The sequence below is a fragment of the Yoonia maricola genome, assembly GCF_002797915.1.
GTDB lineage: Bacteria > Pseudomonadota > Alphaproteobacteria > Rhodobacterales > Rhodobacteraceae > Yoonia > Yoonia maricola.
On the sequence record NZ_PGTY01000001.1, the window covers coordinates 1,036,592 to 1,057,007 of the forward strand.

23 protein-coding genes are annotated in these 20,416 nt (G+C 56.2%); 7 read left to right on the forward strand and 16 right to left on the reverse strand.

Features of this window, described 5'->3' with window-relative positions; translation table 11 throughout:
- The first annotated feature begins 38 nt into the window (after positions 1–38).
- Positions 39–563 carry a 2-thiouracil desulfurase family protein gene (locus BC777_RS05220; protein WP_100367059.1) on the forward strand — a complete coding sequence of 175 codons (525 nt, stop codon included), beginning with the start codon at positions 39–41 and terminating at the stop codon, positions 561–563.
- Between the two features lie 48 nt (positions 564–611).
- Here BC777_RS05220 and BC777_RS05225 read toward each other — a convergent pair whose 3' ends face one another.
- Both BC777_RS05225 and BC777_RS05230 read right to left on the reverse strand, forming a co-directional pair.
- Complete coding sequence (locus tag BC777_RS05225; protein ID WP_100367060.1) at positions 612–2,432, reverse strand: ABCB family ABC transporter ATP-binding protein/permease; 1,821 nt, start codon at positions 2,430–2,432, stop codon at positions 612–614.
- Positions 2,433–2,498: 66 nt separating this feature from the next.
- Positions 2,499–3,635 carry a LysM peptidoglycan-binding domain-containing protein gene (locus BC777_RS05230; RefSeq protein ID WP_100367061.1) on the reverse strand — a complete coding sequence of 379 codons (1,137 nt, stop codon included), beginning with the start codon at positions 3,633–3,635 and terminating at the stop codon, positions 2,499–2,501.
- 111 nt (positions 3,636–3,746) lie between these two features.
- On the opposite strand from BC777_RS05230, the gene BC777_RS05235 reads away from it, so the two are divergent.
- Positions 3,747–4,301, forward strand: coding sequence for an LOG family protein (locus BC777_RS05235; RefSeq protein WP_100367062.1), 555 nt, complete (start codon positions 3,747–3,749; stop codon positions 4,299–4,301).
- Between the two features lie 70 nt (positions 4,302–4,371).
- Here the strand turns inward: BC777_RS05235 and BC777_RS05240 are convergent, their stop codons facing one another.
- The 4 genes from BC777_RS05240 to BC777_RS05255 all read right to left on the reverse strand — a co-directional run bounded on the left by BC777_RS05240 (position 4,372) and on the right by BC777_RS05255 (position 7,671).
- The gene (locus BC777_RS05240) at positions 4,372–4,767 is read right to left on the reverse strand and encodes a GFA family protein (RefSeq protein ID WP_100367063.1); all 396 of its coding nucleotides are present in this window, start codon (positions 4,765–4,767) and stop codon (positions 4,372–4,374) included.
- A gap of 182 nt (positions 4,768–4,949) precedes the next feature.
- A complete protein-coding gene (locus tag BC777_RS05245) occupies positions 4,950–5,867 on the reverse strand; it encodes a DMT family transporter (protein ID WP_100367064.1) in 918 nt (305 codons plus the stop codon).
- Positions 5,868–6,026: 159 nt separating this feature from the next.
- Positions 6,027–6,998 carry a threonine ammonia-lyase gene (locus tag BC777_RS05250; RefSeq protein WP_100368013.1) on the reverse strand — a complete coding sequence of 324 codons (972 nt, stop codon included), beginning with the start codon at positions 6,996–6,998 and terminating at the stop codon, positions 6,027–6,029.
- Between the two features lie 73 nt (positions 6,999–7,071).
- A complete protein-coding gene (locus BC777_RS05255) occupies positions 7,072–7,671 on the reverse strand; it encodes a superoxide dismutase (RefSeq protein WP_100367065.1) in 600 nt (199 codons plus the stop codon).
- A 194-nt stretch (positions 7,672–7,865) separates the two neighbouring features.
- Between BC777_RS05255 and BC777_RS05260 the strand changes: the two genes are divergently transcribed.
- Positions 7,866–8,696, forward strand: a complete 831-nt coding sequence (locus BC777_RS05260; protein ID WP_245834256.1) for an aminoglycoside phosphotransferase family protein — start codon at positions 7,866–7,868, stop codon at positions 8,694–8,696.
- Positions 8,697–8,914: 218 nt separating this feature from the next.
- Here BC777_RS05260 and BC777_RS19675 read toward each other — a convergent pair whose 3' ends face one another.
- From BC777_RS19675 to BC777_RS05300, 8 genes are all read right to left on the reverse strand, one after another.
- A complete protein-coding gene (locus tag BC777_RS19675; protein ID WP_211095327.1) occupies positions 8,915–9,205 on the reverse strand; it encodes a GFA family protein in 291 nt (96 codons plus the stop codon).
- Between the two features lie 333 nt (positions 9,206–9,538).
- Positions 9,539–9,754: a hypothetical protein gene (locus BC777_RS05270; protein ID WP_100367067.1), complete on the reverse strand. Its 216-nt coding sequence runs from the start codon at positions 9,752–9,754 to the stop codon at positions 9,539–9,541.
- Between the two features lie 3 nt (positions 9,755–9,757).
- The gene (locus BC777_RS05275; protein ID WP_133122514.1) at positions 9,758–10,165 is read right to left on the reverse strand and encodes a hypothetical protein; all 408 of its coding nucleotides are present in this window, start codon (positions 10,163–10,165) and stop codon (positions 9,758–9,760) included.
- A 276-nt stretch (positions 10,166–10,441) separates the two neighbouring features.
- Positions 10,442–11,008 carry a sarcosine oxidase subunit gamma gene (locus BC777_RS05280; RefSeq protein WP_100367069.1) on the reverse strand — a complete coding sequence of 189 codons (567 nt, stop codon included), beginning with the start codon at positions 11,006–11,008 and terminating at the stop codon, positions 10,442–10,444.
- Complete coding sequence (locus BC777_RS05285; protein WP_100367070.1) at positions 11,001–14,012, reverse strand: sarcosine oxidase subunit alpha family protein; 3,012 nt, start codon at positions 14,010–14,012, stop codon at positions 11,001–11,003. The genes BC777_RS05280 and BC777_RS05285 overlap by 8 nt, the downstream gene beginning before the upstream one ends.
- Positions 14,009–14,338 (reverse strand): sarcosine oxidase subunit delta, encoded by a 330-nt coding sequence (locus tag BC777_RS05290; protein ID WP_100367071.1) that lies wholly within the window; start codon positions 14,336–14,338, stop codon positions 14,009–14,011. The genes BC777_RS05285 and BC777_RS05290 overlap by 4 nt, the downstream gene beginning before the upstream one ends.
- Before the next feature lie 138 nt (positions 14,339–14,476).
- Positions 14,477–14,701: a hypothetical protein gene (locus BC777_RS05295; RefSeq protein ID WP_100367072.1), complete on the reverse strand. Its 225-nt coding sequence runs from the start codon at positions 14,699–14,701 to the stop codon at positions 14,477–14,479.
- Positions 14,702–14,984: 283 nt separating this feature from the next.
- Positions 14,985–16,229: a sarcosine oxidase subunit beta family protein gene (locus BC777_RS05300; protein WP_100367073.1), complete on the reverse strand. Its 1,245-nt coding sequence runs from the start codon at positions 16,227–16,229 to the stop codon at positions 14,985–14,987.
- A 204-nt stretch (positions 16,230–16,433) separates the two neighbouring features.
- On the opposite strand from BC777_RS05300, the gene ccmI reads away from it, so the two are divergent.
- Genes ccmI through BC777_RS05320 form a run of 4 tightly spaced genes read left to right on the forward strand, consistent with a single transcriptional unit; the run spans position 16,434 to position 18,567 of the window.
- Positions 16,434–17,633, forward strand: a complete 1,200-nt coding sequence (gene ccmI, locus BC777_RS05305) for a c-type cytochrome biogenesis protein CcmI (RefSeq protein ID WP_100367074.1) — start codon at positions 16,434–16,436, stop codon at positions 17,631–17,633.
- Complete coding sequence (ruvX, locus tag BC777_RS05310; protein ID WP_100367075.1) at positions 17,630–18,106, forward strand: Holliday junction resolvase RuvX; 477 nt, start codon at positions 17,630–17,632, stop codon at positions 18,104–18,106. The genes ccmI and ruvX overlap by 4 nt, the downstream gene beginning before the upstream one ends.
- Positions 18,103–18,345, forward strand: coding sequence for a DUF1289 domain-containing protein (locus BC777_RS05315; RefSeq protein ID WP_100367076.1), 243 nt, complete (start codon positions 18,103–18,105; stop codon positions 18,343–18,345). The genes ruvX and BC777_RS05315 overlap by 4 nt, the downstream gene beginning before the upstream one ends.
- Before the next feature lie 42 nt (positions 18,346–18,387).
- Positions 18,388–18,567, forward strand: a complete 180-nt coding sequence (locus tag BC777_RS05320) for a hypothetical protein (protein WP_100367077.1) — start codon at positions 18,388–18,390, stop codon at positions 18,565–18,567.
- Between the two features lie 14 nt (positions 18,568–18,581).
- Here BC777_RS05320 and BC777_RS05325 read toward each other — a convergent pair whose 3' ends face one another.
- Complete coding sequence (locus BC777_RS05325; protein WP_100367078.1) at positions 18,582–19,151, reverse strand: DJ-1/PfpI family protein; 570 nt, start codon at positions 19,149–19,151, stop codon at positions 18,582–18,584.
- Positions 19,152–19,256: 105 nt separating this feature from the next.
- On the reverse strand, positions 19,257–20,327 hold the full coding sequence (locus BC777_RS05330) for an ABC transporter ATP-binding protein (RefSeq protein WP_100367079.1): 1,071 nt from the start codon (positions 20,325–20,327) through the stop codon (positions 19,257–19,259).
- Positions 20,328–20,416: the final 89 nt, after the last annotated feature.

A 20,416-nucleotide genomic window follows, 5' to 3' on the forward strand; every position in this document is an offset into this window, starting at 1 on the left:
GTCTTGGCGGGGTGACCTAAAATCTGTATCTAAGTGGTATGGAGCGCATTCTTATCTCAGCTTGTCTTATTGGCCGTCCAGTACGCTATAATGGGACGGCCAAAGCATGCGGCAGCGACGACATCTTGGCCCGCTGGAAGACCGAACATCGGCTCGTATCAATCTGCCCGGAAATTTCCGTTGGCTTCCCGACGCCACGACCACCTGCCGAAATACGTGGGCCCATCAACGGGTCCATGGGTGATTTTCAGGGATCAGATGTGCTTGCAGGACATGCATCTATCGTTGAAGACACTGGCAGGGATGTAACAGAGCTATATGTAAGAGCGGCCCACGAAACTGTTGTATTGGCGCAGGAAAAAGGTTGCCGTCACGCTGTTCTGACAGATGGCTCGCCGTCTTGCGGCTCAAGCTTCATTTACGACGGAACTTTCTTGGGAAAAACAAAACAAGGTAGTGGGGCCACGGCAGCAGCGCTAGGGCAGGCCGGTATTCAGGTCTGGGCAGAAACAGATATTGAAGCTCTGGATGCAGTGCTAAAGGCGGCGTCTTTTACAGAGTAAAAAAACAAGATCACGATATGCTCCACGGGGGTCGTATAAAACCCGGTCCTAAGCCGTTTCCTCTTCAGACTGGCGGTTCCACAGGTTTGCATAGCGTCCTTGGCGCGCCAGCAGATCGTCGTGGCGACCTTCTTCGACGATCACGCCATCTTCCAGCACCACGATGCGGTCTGCATCCGCAATCGTGGACAGGCGGTGGGCAATCGTGATGACCGTGCGCCCCTGCCCCATGGCTTTCAATTCGGCCTGAATCTCCATCTCGGTCTCAGTATCCAAAGCGCTTGTCGCCTCGTCCAGTAGCAGGATCGGCGGGTTTTTCAGCAAGGTCCGCGCAATACCGACCCGCTGTTTTTCGCCGCCAGACAGCTTGAGCCCGCGTTCACCCACCGTCGTTTGATACCCATCCGGCAGGCTGGTGATAAAATCATGAATCTTGGCCGCCTTGGCCGCCGCGATGATCTCATCCTCTGATGCCCCCGGACGACCATAGGCGATGTTGTAGTGCACCGTATCGTTAAAGAGCACAGTATCCTGCGGGACAACGCCGATCTGCGCATGCAGACTGTCCTGTGTCACATCGCGCACGTCTTGTTCGTCAATCAACAGCGCCCCATCGCCCACATCATAAAATCGGAACAGCAAGCGCCCGATGGTCGATTTGCCGGACCCTGATGAACCGACAATGGCAACGGTCTGCCCCGGTAGCACATCAAGGCTGACACCCTTCAGGATGGGCCGGGCCGCATCGTACCCAAAGGTCACACCCTGCAAGGCCACACGACCGCCATTCACCTCCAACGCCTTCGCGCCCGGCTTGTCCTTCACCTCGGCGGGCTGTTCAAGCAGATCAAACATATCCCCCATATCAATCAATGCCTGCCGTATTTCCCGGTAAACGGTGCCAAGAAAGTTCAAGGGCATGGTGATCTGGATCATATAGGCGTTTACCATCACGAAATCGCCCACTGTCAGATCGCCACGTTGCACGCCAAAGGCCGCCATCACCATGACAGCCACCAAGCCGCCCGTGATCAGGACCGATTGCCCGAAATTCAGGAAGGCCAGTGAATAATTCGTCCGGATCGCCGCGTTTTCGTAATTGGCCATCGCCACATCATAACGGTCCGCTTCCCATTGTTCGGCACCAAAGTACTTAACCGTTTCAAAGTTCAGCAGACTGTCGATGGCCTTCTGGTTGGCGTCCGTGTCTTGGTCATTCATCTCTTTGCGGATTTTAACCCGCCATTCAGTCACCTTGAAAGTGAACCAGACATAAAGCGCGATCGTCAGAACAACGGTCGCTAAATACCAGACATCAAACAGAAAAAACAAAACGACCGAGATCATCAACAACTCAAGCACCAGCGGTCCCATTGAGAACAGCAAAAAGCGCAGCAGGAAATCAACGCCCTTCACCCCGCGCTCGATAATCCGCGACAGTCCTCCGGTTTTGCGGGTGATGTGATAGCGCATCGACAGGCGGTGGATATGAGTGAATGTTTCAAGCGCCAGCTGACGCAGCGCACGTTGCCCCACCTTGGTAAAGACGACATCGCGCAATTGTTGAAAACCCACGGTCATCAAACGCGCCAACCCATAGGCCAGTGTCAGACCAACAGCACCAAGACCAAGCACCGTAGCTGCATCCGCCCCCTCAGGCGCCAGCGCATCCACGGCCTGCTTATAAAGAACCGGCGTGCCCACCGCGATCAGCTTGGATATCATCAAAACCGCCAAGGCGATGATGACGCGCCGTTTAACCCAACCCTGCCCCTCTGGCCAAAGGTAGGGCACAACGCGGCGGATCACGCTCCAACCTTGGATTTGGGCGTCGTTCAGATTGGCTTCGGTTTTGGCTAGGCCACGCATAAAAACTCCACAACAGCGAACGTCCTACCTAGGGTCGGGGGACATGGATGACCAGAGGCAGGTGGCCTATTGCGTGATCTCCGGCATACGAAAAATCTGGCCGGGGTAAATCAGGTCGGGGTCGCGGATCAGGTCGCTGTTGGCCTCGAAAACCTCGACAAAGAAAATGCCGTTGCCAAGGTTTTCCTCCGCAATGGCCCACAGCGTGGCGCCGGGTTGCACTGTGCGCACGGCAACCTCGAACCCTTCGACAGATGTTTCCTCTGCCAGGACGGCGGCGACATCATCGGGTTCTTCGCGTTTAAAGGGCGTCTCAAGACGCGATACAACGTCACCGGCGGTGTCAACCTCATCAATGCGCAGGGTGTAAACGCCCGTATCAATGTCGGGCAAATCAATGCGCCAATCACCACCTTCGGTGACAGGGGATGCCGTCAGCGGTTCATTATCAATATAGACCTGCACTGCACCATCACCGGTCGCGCGCCCTGAAAGCTGCACCTCGCCTTCCGGGTCATAGGTGATCGCATCAAGGGCGACATTGGCATCAACTTGCGGGCTTTCCAAAGTTGGCGCCCCCTGCACCACGCGGATCCCACCCGCATCGGCCTGCAATACGGTCGGCGGTGCCGGAGCAGCGACAGGAGCATCCACGACCGGGGCGGAAGGTGCCTCGGGGGCATCACCGACCGGGGTGTCTGTCGGTTCCTCAGGCGCGGGTGCGGCAGCCACAACCGCTGGCGCTGCAATCGGGGCCACAATATAGCTGGTCGTCGATGCAACCGCAGCCCCCTCTGGATCAGCCAGCAAAGACAGGCGGCGCGGTTGATCAGAAGGGCCTGCAACCGGCAAAGACACAAAACTGCCAGAGCCATCCGCCTGCACCCGGTCAATCGCCGCACCGGCAAGCATCACATCGACGGTTTGTCCGGGTAATGCGCGCCCGGCGATAACGATACTCCCGTCAGTTTCGACACGAAACGTATCAAAAGCAGGCGCTTGAGGTTCAGGCACCTCGGCAGCGACCTCTGTGGTGTCATCAGCCTCTATCGTGGTTTCGGCTGCGGCATCATCGCCTGCAGCTACCGGCGCATCGGCAATATCGGGCTGTGGCATCAGCACGAAAATAACCAGACCAATGACCGCAGCCGCGATCCCGCCCAAAACGACAGGCTTTGCGCCTGATTTCGCCTCTTCTGTCACGTTTTATCCCTTTTGCAGCGCCAATCCATGGCCGACCCATCCGCGATGGTTGAGCCACCTTACCAACGCCGCTATGACCGGTCAAAGTGAAGCTAGCCCAAAGGGATCAGAATGTCTGAAAATCTAAAATCGGTTTGTGTCTATTGCGGGTCGCGCGACGGCAACGCGCCTGAATACGCACAGGCTGCAACTGATACCGGACAGATGCTGGTCGCGAATGGCTGGCGTCTGGTCTATGGCGCAGGCGACGTCGGGCTGATGGGCCGCGTCGCCAACGCAGTGCAAGACGCGGGCGGGCAGACCTTTGGCGTGATCCCAACCCACCTGTTGGATTGGGAAGTAGGCAAGCGCGACCTCGATCAGTTTGTCATCACCGAGACGATGCACGAGCGCAAGAAGGTCATGTTCATGAACGCCGATGCGGTCGTCGTATTGCCCGGTGGTGCGGGATCACTGGATGAGTTTTTCGAAGCGCTGACATGGCGGCAGTTAAGATTGCACAACAAACCGCTGATCTTGCTAAATATCGACGGGTTCTGGGATCCGCTGTGCGATCTGCTGCAACATGTCGTCGACAATGGCTTTGCAGGTGACGACATCCTTGGTTTTGTGCAAGTGGCTGAAGATGTGGACGATCTGCAAGAAAAGCTACGCAGCAGTTTTTAACAAATTTGAAGGCTTCCTCAGACATACGTTCGAGACAGCCACCCCTTGCCGCGCCTGATCGGCAAATAGTTCAAAACCACATATCCCGTACCGTACGGCCATCGCGCGGAAGGTCTTTGAAACTGTCGTACCCCTCGAAGTGACGGATCGGCAGCGCGTTGATTGATGCGGGCGCAGCCATCCGAACGTTTACAGCGGCCCGCTTGCGCCCGTTTTCGTCGGCGGCACAGCCCACGTAATGCGTCACACACCCGCAATTCATACAAAAGTGGAAATCAATGTCCCCGCTATCATCACGCCGATACGTCATCGTCTGCCCGGTCGCTTCAATATCATCGCCCTCGTAGCCATAGGCCCACATGGCGCCATAGCGACGACAGATCGTGCAATTGCAGGTCGTCACCGACCTAGGCATCATACCCAGTGTCCAGCCAACCGCACCGCAATGGCATGTTCCTTTCAACATATATCGACCTCCGTTCTGAGCATTATCGATGATCCTGAAGATGAATGCGATCCACCATATCGATAGTGCGTCGACGCTACCTCAGTCAGATCTGGCAATCCAGAACGCCATCAGGCGTTAGGGTCAGGACCCCGTTGTCGTTCCAAACTTCGTCCGGTTTTGACGAAAGGGCGCTTTCAACCTCAGGATCGCTGAACGGCCAGCACGCCAGCAATGACGATAAGAGCAATACCAGCCAGTGCCATATTGTCAGGCCGCTCAGCAAAAAACAAAGCCCCCCAGATCAGGGCGAACCCGACATAAGCGAAATCGAACGTACCGACTGTTGATGCGGGCGCCGCTTGGTAAGCCACAGCTGTTCCGACAGAAGCCATAAGGATCAGGATAGCCAGAATACCAGTCGTCAGCCACGCGTCTGATCCCATGGTGGTCCAATCTGGCGATAGGAACCCTACCGCTCCAACAGGAAAGAGCCAACCGACCAGCAACCCTGTGAAACCGACAAGGACAAAAGCCGCATTAAGACCAAGGGCAAGCGTAGCAGGATTCTCATTACGGCACTTGGTGCGTGTCAGGATCATCGCCAAGGCATAGAGCACAGCCGACAAGATGGGGAGCAACGCGGACCAGACAAAAGCGTCACTGCCGGGTCGCAAAACAAGAAGTATACCGATGAACCCGACTGCGACGCCCACCCATTGGGATCGCCCGACGGTTTCCCCACCAAACAACGCGGCAAAGGCCACGATGAAAAGCGGCAGAGTATAGTAAGCCGCCGCCGCAACAGCCAACGGAAGGAGCGGCAGCGCCAGATAATAAGCAATCCACATCGCAGTCAGCAAAAGAGATCGTATTGCGATCCAGCCAACCGATCTCGGAGCCAGACGAGTTCTGCTAAAGAAAACAAGTGCTGCGCCAAGAAGAACAGGAAAAGCCAACAAAGAGCGCACAAAAAAGAGTTGCCATAGCCCCATTCCACCGCCGCCACCGAGCGACTTGATCAGCGCGTCGCCCAAAGACAAAGCCAAAACCGTTCCGACAATCGTCGCGACACCCAAAGGCACATTGTCGGGACGGTGGATTTCGGAATGACTGGCCATAATGAAATGCTAGCCCGATGCGATCTGATTCACCATAGAATGCAGAAATCCGTTCACGTTACCGCATAGATGACCGCTGGTTCTTTCAGGCCTGTACTGCAAACAGCCCGAACACGAGCAATCATAAAACCCGCAACATGGCGGCCCAGTATTTGCGTCCTATAACGCAGACATCAGTTCAGCATAGCGGGTCAGGGAAATATTCGATCCGCATGCGATGATCCCCACATGTTGGCCTGCCAGATCATCCTTCAGCGGCCCGACGATAGCGGCAAGCGACGCCGCACAAGCGGGCTCTGCCGTGATCCGCAAGAGGTTTTGATAAATATCCATCGCCGCCAGCATCTCCCGGTCGTCGATCTTGACGATCCGGTCAACATGCGCCCGCGCCACACCATAGGTCAGCGGCATCGCCAAAGGCGCGCCAAGGCTGTCAGCAATGGTGGTTACTTTTTCAATCCGCACTGGCTCACCGGCGACAAAGCTTTGCGACATGCTATCTGCACCAAAAGGCTCCACCCCGATGACGCGCGCGTCCGGGTTCATCTGTTTGATCGCACACGCCATCCCACTGATCATCCCGCCACCACCAATGGGGATCACATAGGTCTGAATCTGTGGGACTTGCCGGGCATATTCATAACCACAAGTGGCCGCACCCAGCACCATATGCTCTGCCTCAAAAGGATGCATCAAGCTCCGCCCGCTTTCGGCCGCTGCGTTCATCGCCGCAAAGGCTGCGGCCATATCATCATGCAAGGTCACAGTGGCCCCCAGCGCCTCGCAACCCGCTATACGCGCCGGGTCGGTCGCTTTGGGCATGGTGATCAGTGCATCGACGCCAGCCGCCCTTGCCGCCCAGGACACACCCAGCGCATGATTACCACCGCTGGCCGCAACGACGCCTGCAGCGCGCTGATCCGCCGTCAAACGGCGGATACCCAGCAAAGCGCCACGCGCCTTGAATGCCCCTGTCTGCTGAAAAAGCTCAAGCTTGACGGTGACACCAGCACATTGCGGTAAAACACCGTCCCAACGCGCCGCGGTCAGCGGTAGCACGGGCGTCTCGATCAGGTCCGCCTGCACCTCTGCTTTGGCCGCGATGATCTCATCCAAACTTGGTCCAGTCATCCCAATCTCCCACGCAAAAGGCCCGTCAGACAGATGTCCCACGGGCCTTGCAGATTGTCCAGATGATCGGGGATTACATGCGCGAGGCGACGTTTTCCCAGTTCACCAGATTATCAAGGAAGTTCGTTAGATAGACAGGACGCTTGTTGCGGAAATCAATGTAGTAGGAATGCTCCCACACGTCACAGCCCAACAGAGCGGTTTGGCCAAAGCAAAGCGGATTGACACCGTTTTCGGTCTTGGTCACGGCCAGCGATCCATCAGCGTTTTTGACCAGCCAGCACCAACCGGAACCAAACTGCCCGGCACCTGCGGCACTGAACTGCGATTTGAACTCATCGACAGAACCGAAGTTGTCCACCAACGCTTTTTCCAGTTCACCCGGCATCGCACTGTCGCCCGGTCCCATCATTTCCCAAAACTGGTTGTGGTTCCAAAGCTGGCTGATGTTGTTGAAAATCCCATTCTGGGCAACAGCGGCCTTGTCATAGGTGCCGACGATGATGTCTTCGAGCGTTTTCTCTTCCCACTCAGTCCCCTCAATCGCCTTGTTGCCATTGGTGACATAGGCGTTGTGGTGCAGATCGTGGTGGAACTCGAGTGTTTCGGCTGACATGCCTTTGGACGCCAGCGCGTCATGTGCATAAGGAAGATCGGGGAGTGAGAATGCCATGTGATCGGTCTTTCTGTGTTGAGGAAAGTGATAAGGGTTTAGATGTCACATGCGACGCGAAGGTCAAGGGGGTGGTCGGACGCCGTGGGTCTTTGACGGCGTGAAAGGGAGCTACGCGGACGAAGTGAACTTTCGCTGCACCTGCGTCAATGTCTGCATTGGGAAATGACGGGCTAGTAAAGTATGAAGGGCGAATGAACCTTGATCCATATCTGACCCTCTTCTCAGTCGAAAATCCTATCTCTTTGGCTGAAACCCCTCGTGCTAAGCTTTGGCGCGTTGAAAGACATGATGGACCCGCAGTCCTAAAGGTGTTTTCGGCAAGAGGTCTCAAGGTTGGCGATACCATTGGAACAAGGCTCTTGCGGCTCTGGGATGGTGACGGGGCCGTGCGTCTCATTGACGAAAGCGAAGATGCCATTCTCATAGAGTGGCTCGATGGCAAGTCTCTAGCTGCGACAGTGAGAAAGGGACAAGACGCGATTGCGGCACAGGTCATCGCGGAGATATCGCTGAAGTTGCATCGTCCTCCAGCAGACGGCTACATAGCTCTTGAAGATCATTTTGGAGGTGCGCTGTTATCTACCAAGATTGAAAGCTTCCCTAAGCAACAACAGCCCGCGTTCGCTCGGGCGCAGGCTTTGCTCAAATGGCTTCTGGTAACAACCGAAAGCCCAAAACTGATGCATGGCGATCTGAATTTCGACAACATTATTCAATCGGACCGTGGTTGGTTGGCTATCGATCCAAAAGGGATCATCGCTGACCCATGTTACGAATTCGCGGTGGTTTTTCGTAATCCCACCAACGAACCAGATCGCGTTGCCACGCCTGAACGGATGCTGGAACTTGCACGGCTATTCGCTTTGCACACCAACCTTAGCGAAGAACGCATCCTACAGTTCGGATTTGCGCATGTGGCTATGTCGCTCGCATATCACTTTCGCCGCGCGTCAACACTTTCGAAAACGGACCTTGCAATTTTTACATCATTTGATGGTCTGTCACTTTCTCCGCCATCTTGAATGCAAGTGGACGGAGTGGACCTTGGCCAAGTCCCGCTGCCGGTAACATCGAAACGTCACAAACGGCGGCTGACTCCGATGACAGAGATTTATGAGTACACCCTTACTTCTTATCTGTCAGAGGCAGTAGACTGATTTCTTGCGTCCAAGACTGTGATGATCCAATCCATTTCTGTTTCCTGGGAGCTATCTGATTTCGTTGATCGACTGTACCGAGCCTAACTCCATATAGTTTTGGAACCTTCGCCGACAGAGGTAGAGTAAATTGGAGATCCGCAGTCCCCGCAGAAGGTTTGCTCGCGCTTTTTACCGCTATCTCCTGTTTTTACGTAAGTTTTGGGTTCACCTGTAAGAAACTTGAAGGCTCCCCTTTCGGTCATTGCAACAGTTCGAAATGCGGAGCCGGACAAACTCTGGCAGTCAGTGCAGTGACAGATCACCACGTTTTCAAGGTTTATCTCTCCCTCGTAGGTGATCTTTCCACAATGACAGCCACCAGTTATCTTCATTCCCACCTCCGCTTTTGTGGGCAAGGTTGTGCGAGTAGATCAGAAGCACAGCTCAGTTTCGCCAATTCGGGCGATATCTCTGCCAACAGCCATTACAACATCGCGAAGCATTTGTCGAAAACGGCTCGCATAACTTTTTCGCCGCGATCGGTGCGAATGGCTGGTTCGTGATCAGCAGACCTTCGTGACCTGCCGTCTGAAATGCTTAAAGGCGGGACGAAGTTACCATTGATCAGTTTCGTCTCAATGGCCGCTTCTGGAAACGTCGAGGTGTTCAGCAAGTTAGAACGTCGACGCCACACTGTCATTGCGTAATGTATTGATAGATCATTTCTAGGTTGCGTTGATGGCGATGCTGACGCTCGCCGCCAAGACCAAAAGGTTCAAAACGATAAGCAGCGCGGCCCCCACAATCGTGCGAAGTGGACTGTCTTTCTCACCAAACAAAAGGGCACCGGCCCGCAGGTATTCACGTTCGGAAATGTCCCCACGATCTCGCATAAACCGCAGCTTTGCCACTTCTCGCGTCACATCATGGTCTTGCTCCATTGTCTAGTCCTTGCGGTTCTTGAAAATGCCAAGACTAGACCAACCGGTACTAGCGACGTGTCGCATACCGTGATCCCAGTCGACCGCCCGCGAAGAGCCGCCACCACGCCTGCCTGCTGTTGCCACCTTCGATAGCAAATGCCCGCCCGCCAGCAGCAGATAGACAAAGACGATGAGTAGGGCTACCGCCACCATTTTTGCATATGTTGGAAAGGCAACAGCCAGCGCCAGAAGCACAAGATTGACAATAAGACACGCCAACAGGTTTCTTATCACGCCGGGAATACGAGAACGCGGCAGTTTAAGAAGCCTACGTTTGCTTTCCTCAAATTCCCATTGTCCAATCTGGTTCGCGCGGCGCTCTTCGGCCAGAAGCAAAAGTTCATGTGCCAGAGCAAGTTGCGTGTTCACTGCGGTCATCCAAAAATATTTGAGACATGTGATCCTATCACGATAAATGTGACCATTTTAGGACGCCTCCCAAAGAGACTGCGACTTCGCATATGAACAATCGATTGAAAACAGGGCACCCCAGTTGGATGCTCTTTGAAATTGTCTTGCAAAGGTCTTCTAAGCTTGTGGAAACGCGCGTCGGCCGTCCTGATGCAGGACTTTCGCTGCGCCGCGAAAAAATGGTGATATGGGCTTCAAGCAGACATGAACCGATACTGTGATTGGCCGCTTTCGTTACCCCAAATGTCCAACCGCTCCCGCCTTGGCCGACGCCGCCAGCAAATCAAACGTATAGCCCGCAACAGACCGAAAGCAGATCACCTCAAAGGTATCCTCGTCACGCATCCAAAAAGCTGCCGCCACCTGCCCTAAACGTGTCCGCCGGAAGTCACCCGGTTTGAACGCATCAGGGTGCAAATCCACAGGGGCCAGCTTGGCGATCACTTCACGACAAAAGGTGCCTTCGACGATCAGCAAGGCGCGCGCGTCGGATACGTTTTCCGCCAGATAATGCTGACCAGCCAAAGCCGCATCAAGCTGCCCAACGGCCTGCGCCGCCTCCGGATAGGGCACCAGAACAAGCAACTCATCCGGCGACATCCAGCACAGCCCTTTGTCACCGTCGCAATTGGCCTGGCCCCGGTCGGGCATCTTCACCCCGGTTATATCAGCACAGACCTTGCGCAATTTCTTATCGCTCAGATCACCGCGCAGGATGATCATACCGCGCAATCCCGCCTCGCGGATTGTGACCTCACCGGGGGCAATTTTGCCTTGCAGTGCGCTGACAGCATTAGACATTCTGCTTCTCCCCGTCTTTGTCATAGAACACCGGATCGACGATCTTGGCACGCACCGTCGTCCCATCGACCTTATTGAACTCAATCACCTCGCCCATGCGTTCCGGTCCCTTATGAACCAGCCCCATCGCGATCCCGCGCTCAAGATTGGCAGAGTAATAGGTCGAGGTCACCCTGCCCTGCGTATTACGTTGCCCATTGGCGTTCTCGCCCTCGGCAATGGCGTAAGCCCCGTCTGGCAGAACGGAACCGTCCTCTGTTGCCAGCCCAACAAGTTTCCAGCGGTCGGGATCGGCCATATGGGACCGCTCATGTGCGCGCTTGCCAAGATAGTCCTCTTTCTTCTTCGACAACGCCCACTGCAGATTAAGGTCTTGTGGGATCACCGTGCCATCGGTTTCGTCCCCGATCATGATAAAGCCCTTCTCAGCCCGCAGGATGTGCAGTGTCTCGGTACCATAAGGCATGATCCCGAACTCCTCACCCGCTTCCATCAGCGCTTCCCAGAAGGCCGCACCCTGCCCCGCAGGCACGGCGATTTCGTAAGACAGCTCACCAGAGAAGGAGATACGGAAGACCCGTGCATCAAAATCACCGATCTTGCCCTCGCGCCATTGCATGAACGGCAGCGCTTCCGCGCTTACATCCATCCCGCCCAACTTGCGCAGCAGCTTGCGTGCATGAGGGCCCACAACGGCAATCTGCGCATATTGCTCGGTCACGTTGGCGACATAGACTTTCCAGTCCCACCACTCGCATTGCAGCCAGTCTTCCATATGTGCGTGGATATGTTCGGCCCCGCCCGTCGTGGTGTGGCACAGCCATGTATCCTCGGCCATGCGCACAACAACACCGTCATCAGACAGGAAGCCATTTTCAGAACACATCAGCCCGTAGCGGCATTTGCCGACAGGCAGCGTCGACATCATGTTGGTGTACATCATATCCAGAAACTTACCTGCATCCGGCCCTTTGACGATCAGCTTGCCAAGGGTCGAAGCATCCAGCAGCCCAAGGTTCTCACGCGTGTTCTTGACCTCGCGGTTGACGGCCGTCTGCACACTCTCGCCGGGACGCACATAGGCAAATGGCCTGCGCCATTGGCCAACAGGTTCGTTGTCGGCACCATTGTTGTTAGACCATTCCGAAACGGGCGTCATGCGAATGGGCTGGAACAGGTCGTCACGCGCGACACCCGCAATCGAAGCCATAGAGATAGGCGTATACGGGGGGCGGAACGTGGTTGTACCCACGTTCGGAATATCGGCGTTCAATGACTGCGAAAGAATCGCGAGGCCATTGATATTGCTCAACTTCCCTTGGTCAGTCGCCATACCTAGGGTCGTATAGCGCTTCGCGTGCTCAACACTCTCAAATCCCTCTTGCGCGGCCAGTTGCACGTCAGAGACTTTTACATCGTTTTGAAAATCCAACCACGCTTTCGCGCGCAATGCGTGGCGCGCGCCTTGCGGCATTAACCAAACCGGAGAAATCGGGCCCTCAGCCGCATCTTCACCCATCGGGGCCTGCGCACCGCGCTTGGTATATCCAGCAGCCTTCGCCGCGGCGCGACCAGCGGCCCAACCATCGCTGACCGCCTCTGCGGTAAACAGGTGGCCATTGGCGACACCGGCAGTGATAACAAAGGCTTGGCCATCTGCGCCGGTAGGCGCGCGTTCGGGGTCAGGGCGGAACATGACTTGATCCGCGTCCCAGTCCAATTTGCCACCGCAGTGCGACCAAAGGTGCACGACCGGGGACCAGCCGCCGGACATGGCCACACAATCGCAATCGATCTCTTCCAGCACAGCACCCTCACCCGCCTGCGCGCAAAGGGCCACGCCGGTCACGCGCTTGCCGCCTTTGACGGATGCAACGCCTTTGCCCATCTCAACGCGAATACCCAGCGCACGGGCGCGATCGATCAATTCACCCTCTGCTTGCACGCGCGCATCGACGATGACAGGCACATCAAGACCAGCTTCCTTAAGAACAATCGCCGTGCGATAGGCATCGTCATTATTGGTGACGACAACAGTGCGATCACCGATGGACACACCAAAATTCACCGCATAGTCACGCACGGCAGAGGCCAAGAGAACGCCCGGCAAGTCATTAGCGGCAAAGGACAGTGGCCGCTCAATCGCACCTGTCGCCGTCACGATCTGTTTGGCACGAATACACCACAGACGGTGGCGTGGGCCTTCGTCGCCGGGCGCGTGATCGGTCAAACGTTCATAGGCCAGCGTATATCCGTGATCATATACACCAGCACCCATACAGCGCAGGCGCATATCAACATTATGCATATTTTCAAGTACTTGAATGGTGTTATTAATCCATTCTTGTGCAGGTATACCGTCAACCGTGGGCGTATCGACAACAGCGCGACCACCCCAATCGGCGGTCTGTTCTATGAGCAAAACACGCGCACCACGCTCGCCTGCTGCCTTCGCTGCGGCGAGGCCGGCAATCCCACCGCCAACAACCAGCACATCGACATGTGTATGGAAGTGTTCGTAGGTATCGTGATCACGATCCTTGGGCGCTTTGCCCAAGCCAGCAGATTTGCGGATGATCGGTTCGTAGACATGTTTCCAGAACGACCGCGGATACATGAACATCTTGTAGTAGAAACCGGCAGGCAAGAACCGCGACAACTGCGTATTGATCGCACCGACATCAAATTCCAACGTGGGCCAGTGGTTTTGCGACGTGGCGGTCAGCCCCTCAAACAGCTCGGTCGTGGTGACACGGGCGTTGGGTTCAAAGGACGCGCCCTTACCCAAATTAACCAACCCATTAGGTTCTTCCGCGCCAGAAGCCACGACACCACGGGGGCGGTGGTACTTGAAGGAACGACCGATCAGCATCTGGTCATTAGCCAGCAAGGCAGAGGCAAGGGTGTCGCCCTCAAACCCCTGCAAGTGCTTGCCGTTAAAGGTAAAAGCGACGGCTTTGTCTTTGTTGATCAAACGGCCCTGACTGGCCAAACGGGTGCTCATTGGAACGTCCCCCATGACCAACCGGGGCGCTTGGCCGTGATTTTATCCTTGATCTCCTGCGGCGGTTCCAGCGTTTGGGCTGGATAGGTGCCGAAAACTTCTAAGGTATTGGTGCAGCGGGCCGCCAGAAACCACTTGCCGCACCCATAAACATGACGCCAGCGTTCAAAATGCACGCCTTTGGGGTTTTCGCGCATAAAAAGATAATCCTCAAAATCATCATCCGAGGACCCCGGCCCTTCGCGTTTCAGGTGGGCCTGACCGCCACCTTGCAAATCAGTTTCGTCCGTCTCGACGCCGCAATAGGGGCAACGCAAAATCAGCATGAGGCACCTTTAATACTGGAGGTATGCAAAGCGTACAAATAGCGTACACAGCCTGCACACGCAGATGTCACAAACGCACAAAAGGCGAGCGCATGACTGCGCCCGCCTTTCGTCGTTTTGGTATGAGTGGTGTTGGTGTTATTCGCCCGCTGTCGGGGCAACCGGTTGTGTAGGTGCCGTTTCTTCAATTGCTGGGGCGCCATCTTGGGCTGTGCCAACAGTCGCTGGATCAACGGTCGTACTGGCGCCGCCACCTGCGAACAGCGCGTAAAGCAGAACCAGAACAACAATGACGGCCGCCACAAGGAAACCGACCCCACTTCCACTCGAGGTATTGGAGTTTGTGTGACTGAATTCATCCATGGTGTATTCTCCTCCTTAGATGCCACCAACATCGCAGCCCCATAAGAAAAAGGAACATAAGCGGAAATCCCCGGATGATTTGAGCAAACCGTAGCCATTTCCGCCGATATCCTTCGGCTGACCGCCGCCGGGGTCGCCGAACCAAATCCAGATGTTATCCTGTTGTCATGGAACTTCTGCTGATCACACTCGGAGGCGTGCTCTCCACTGCCATTGTTTTTATGGTCATCGACCGCATGCGCGGCGGACTGTCCGATGACGATGAGGATGGGTTCGAGTAGCATCAGTGCGCCACCCCTGCTGCCACGCTTTCATCAATGAACTTGCCTTCGCGAAAGCGGAACATGCTGAATTCATCCGTCAGCGGCGATTGCCCCTTGGCCATCAACTCGGCCATGGCCCAGCCTGACCCCGGCGTTGCTTTGAACCCGCCGGTGCCCCAGCCACAGTTCACGAAAATACCCTCGACCGGTGTTTTTGACAGAATGGGAGAGCGATCCCCTGTCACATCCACAATCCCGCCCCATTGCCGCAACATCTTGAGCCGTGCCAACATCGGGAAGGTTTCGACCAAGGCGCGCACCGTTTCCTCGATATGGTGGAACGACCCGCGCTGGGTGTAGTTATTAAAGCCATCGGTTCCGCCGCCAATGACCATCTCGCCTTTGTCGGACTGTGACAGATAGCCGTGCACGGTGTTGGCCATCACAACAATATCCATCGCTGGCTTGATCGGCTCTGACACCAGCGCCTGCAGCGCGACACTTTCAACCGGCAGACGGAAGCCCGCCATCTGCGCCATCACACCAGAATGCCCGGCCACAACCATGCCAAGCTTGTCGCAATCAATCGGCCCTTTGGATGTATCGACGCCGACGACCTTGCCACCCTCTTGCCGCACCGCCTTGACTTCGCATTGCTGGATCACATCCATGCCCATATCGGAACAGGCACGGGCATACCCCCAAGCGACCGCATCATGGCGCGCGGTGCCGCCACGCGCTTGCCACAGCCCACCAAGAACCGGGTAACGCGGCCCGTCGATGTTCATGATCGGGCAAAGTTCCTTGACGCGCGCAGGCTCAATCCATTCGGTTGTGACACCCTGCAAGGCATTGGCATGGGCCGTGCGCTTGTACCCCCGCACCTCATGCTGTGTCTGAGCGAGCATGATCACACCGCGCGGGCTGAACATGACGTTGTAGTTAAGGTCCTGTGACATCGTCTCATAAAGCGAGCGGGACTTTTCATAGATCGCGGCAGAGGGGTCTTGCAAATAATTGGACCGGATGATCGTTGTATTCCGGCCCGTATTGCCACCACCAAGCCAACCTTTTTCCAGGATCGCCACATTGGTGATCCCGAAATTCTTGCCCAAAAAATACGCCGTGGCCAGACCATGCCCACCTGCCCCCACGATGATCACATCATATTTCTTCTTCGGCTCACGTTTGGCCCACGCCCGGTCCCAGCCGGTATGTTGGCGCATGGCTTCTTTAGCGATTGCAAAGGCGGAATAGCGTTTCATCGGGGTCCCAAATGCTTGTGGCAGGCATGCAGCGTCTACCCACTCTATCTGGACCTTGCACAGGTCCAAGTGGTTCCTCACAGCGGCGTATATTTTGCATTTTACGACATGCTGGCGATGTCGTGAATTGTCACGGCGTCGCAGCCCCTTTTCACGCGGCCCCGCGGCGGTTATGTGACCTGCAAGGTAAGGGACGCAAAACTGATGATGTTCTGGCTTGTTTGCGCTGTAATGACGCTCGCAGTGACAGCGGTGATGGTAACGCCTTTGTTGCGTCCCAAAGAGATGGGCGACGACAACCCCGATATCGCCATTTACCGCGCCCAACTGGCCGAAATTGACCGCGATCTGGAACGCGAGTTGCTGGCGACGGACGAGGCCAAGCGCGCGCGCACCGAAGTGGCACGCCGCCTGCTGGCGGCCAACAAAGCCGCTGTTGCGCCTGCCGGGATAACCACACCGACCCGTTGGTTGGCCGCTGCGATTGTTGCAGTGGTGCTCGCCCTTGGTTTTGGCACGTACTGGACGCTGGGCGCACCGGGGTACCCGGACTTGCCGTTGCAAGCACGGCTTGCCGCAAGCGAGGAGATGCGCGCCAACCGCCCCTCCCAAGCCGCGTTAGAGGCCGCAGCCCCCGCCCCGCCCCCTGTCGAAGTACCGGATGATTATCGCGAAGCGATTGACCAGTTGCGCGTTATCGCCCCCACCCGCCCCAATGATCTGGAGGCATGGAGCAGGCTTGCCTATCACGAGGTTGAGTTGCGCAATTATGCCGGGGCCGCAGATGCGCAAGCGCAGGTCAATCTGATCAAAGGCGAGGCGACTGAGATTGCGGATCTGCAACGCCTACTGGACCTTCTGGTGGTTGCGGCGGGTGGTCTGGTCTCGCCCGAAGCCGAAGAGGTGATCCGCCAGATCTTTGACCGCGATGAGCAAAATACAGCGGCGCGTTATTATCTGGGCGCGCTTTATAACCAGACCGACCGCCCAGATCTCGCACTGCGGCTTTGGCGCGACATCATCGAAACAGGTGACCCAAACAATTTCCATATCGCCAGTGCGCGGTCACAGGTCAGCGATGCCGCCTTCCGCGCAGGCATTGAATATGCCGTACCAGAGGCGCGCGGTCCGTCGTTTGAACAGATGGATGCGGCCTCGGATATGTCGGCTGAGGACCGCGAAGCGATGATCGGCGGCATGGTCTCTGGCCTTGCCAGCAGGCTGGCCACCGAAGGCGGCCCTGCGCAGGACTGGGCTCGCCTGATCCGGGCCTACGGTGTTCTGGGCGATCAAGAGGCCGCGCGCATGGTCTGGACCGAAGCGCAGCAAGTCTTTGTCAGCAGCATGCGGGGCATGGAAATTCTGACCAACGCCGCCCGTGATGCAGGCGTATTAGAGGAATGATTTGCGACACGCCAGAAGCCTTTGTCGCTGAAATCCCTGACATGGGCGCACTGGCAGGGCTGGACCTTGGGACGGCGACGATCGGGGTGGCGGTCTCAGACGTCATGCGTTCGGTCGCGACCCCGCTTGAGACGATCAAACGCAAGAAATTCGGTGTCGATGCGACCAAACTGTTGGAGCTGACAACACACCGCTTGGTGACCGGGCTGGTGCTGGGACTGCCGATGAACATGGACGGGTCCGAGGGGCCACGCTGTCAGGCGACACGCGCCTTTGCGCGTAACTTGGAAAAACTGACCCCTCTACCAATCACCTTCTGGGACGAACGCCTATCCACGGTCGCCGCCGAACGCGCGCTGCTTGAGGCGGATACGTCACGCAAACGTCGCGCAGAGGTCATTGACCACGTGGCCGCCGGCTATATCTTGCAAGGCATGCTGGACCGCATGGCGCATATAAGGACGCACTCGTGAACATCCCTGAAAACACCGACGACATCTGGAAACGGGCCGAAATCGACAGCCCCTGCGTCAAGGTCTGCGTGATCGAACCAAAAAGCCGCCTGTGCACAGGGTGTTTACGGTCGATTGATGAAATCGGGGCATGGTCGGGGATGTCCGTGGAGGCACGCAAGGCGGTGATGGCGGAGTTACCAACGCGGGCAGGTCAGATCGCGAAGCGGCGCGGCGGACGGGCGGCAAAAGTAAAGTAGCATCACACCCACCGTGGAACGCTGGATGCAGGAGAAAAATCTATGCTGCAATATAAAGTGGTCTTCGCATTAACACTTGAAGAATTGGTAGATGACGTCACTACCAACTGTCGCGAAAACTGGGTGCCGCAAGGTGGCGTCAGCCGCGGACCTTTGGGCAATGGCCTGTTAGGTAAAAAGTACTTCTTTCAAGCGATGACAAAGACGATTTCTACAAATTAGCAGTCGTTCTGTATTCAGCCGTGTTCAGCGGCCATCATGCCTTTGAATTGCGTCACGGCTTCTTTCGGAAGGCCTGCAGCTTCAAAAACTGCCGCCGTGAAACTGGCAGGCGCGGTGCCGGGTGCCGTTATTATCCGATCCGCACCAATGGCAGATGCGCTTGCAAGATAATGCGCCTCTCCGTCGTAGTGCGCCGCATTCTTCTTGAGAAACTCTTTATCATTCGACGTATGTCGGACTTTGTCCAGCAGGCCTGCACGGGCCAATGCCAGAGTACCGCCACATATACCACCGATACAGGTACCAGCCTCATGAAGCGTATGAAGAACACCACTAATATCAGGTGCTTCTTCCGTTTCCCAAAGTGTCCCACCTACGACCACAACAACTTTCGGGTGCCACTCCACCATTTCGGCCAACCCCTGAGAAACAAGCACCCTGAGCCCACCCTGAGAGTCGAGTTCACCGCTATCAGGCGAAAAATATTGAACATCGAGACCATAAAAGGGGCCACCAGTCCCACCAATCAGCGCATATTCCCAATCGGCAAAACCCTGCGTTAGGAGCACTGCGATTTTAGTCATGCGATTTTCCTAGAGCTCAAGATTTAAGCAGAACATAAAGCGAACGTAGATACACCGCAATCAGCTTTTTATCATGTATCGGCTCTTCGAAGGCATTGAACGCCATTACTCTTTCGCAAACACAAAACACCTGTCCCGCCGGATCATCAGCCACAGCGGCATCCCCGGTTTCGGCAGGAACACCGACGGCACCACAGCTTTCAAAATCGACCCGTCAAAATCCATGCGAAACTCGACCAGGCTTGATGCCCCCATGAACCTTGCCCGCTCCACCACGCCGCGCGCGGCGGTGCCTTCGACAGGTGTGGGGCTGGGGCCGCGTCCGGCGCGGTCGAATTCAATTTTCAGGTGCTGGGGGCGGATCACAATATCAACATCTGTCCCATCCGGCACACCGGGGGCGAGGAACTGACCAAAAGGCGTATCTGTCAAAGCGCCCTCAACTTTGCCACGTATTACGTTGATATCACTAAAGAAAGCCGCCGCCTGAATATCAACCGGCGCATTATAGATGTTATAGGGCGCACCACGCTGCACGATTTTACCGTCCCGCATCAGCGCAATCTCATCAGCCATGCGCATCGCCTCGCCCGGTTCATGTGTGACCAGCAAAACAGCAGTGCCCTCACTTTTGAGAACCGCCAGCGTCTCATCGCGAATATCGTCGCGCAGGCGGTCATCAAGGCCGGAAAACGGCTCATCCATCAGCATGATCCGGGGGCGCGGAGCGAGCGCGCGGGCGAGTGCGACGCGCTGTTGCTCACCCCCCGACAGCTGGTGCGGATAATCATCGATATGCGACGCCATGCCGACCTTGCCCAGCAATTCATGCACGCGGTCCGTTACTTTGCGCCCAGCCAGCCCAAAGGACACGTTTTGCGCGACGGTCAGATGCGGGAACAATGCAAAATCCTGAAACATCAGGCCAATGTTGCGCTGCTCGGGCGGCAGTGACATTGCACCATTGCACACCAGTTTGCCATCCACATTGATCGTACCGCTATCCTGGCTTTCCACCCCAGCTATAATGCGCAGGGTCGTGGATTTGCCGCAGCCAGACGGGCCCAAAAGGCAGGTCACCTGCCCCGGCATGACCGTCAGGTCAACATCGTCCACCACCCGGCGGCCGCCAAAGTCTTTGACGATATTGCTGATCTCAAGGCGGGGGGGCTGCATGGGTGCTGGGCTTATCCCTGACGAAAACATTAAGGTATAGCGCACCTAACAACAGTTGGGCTGCGGGGCAAGGTCTGCACCTTTACCCC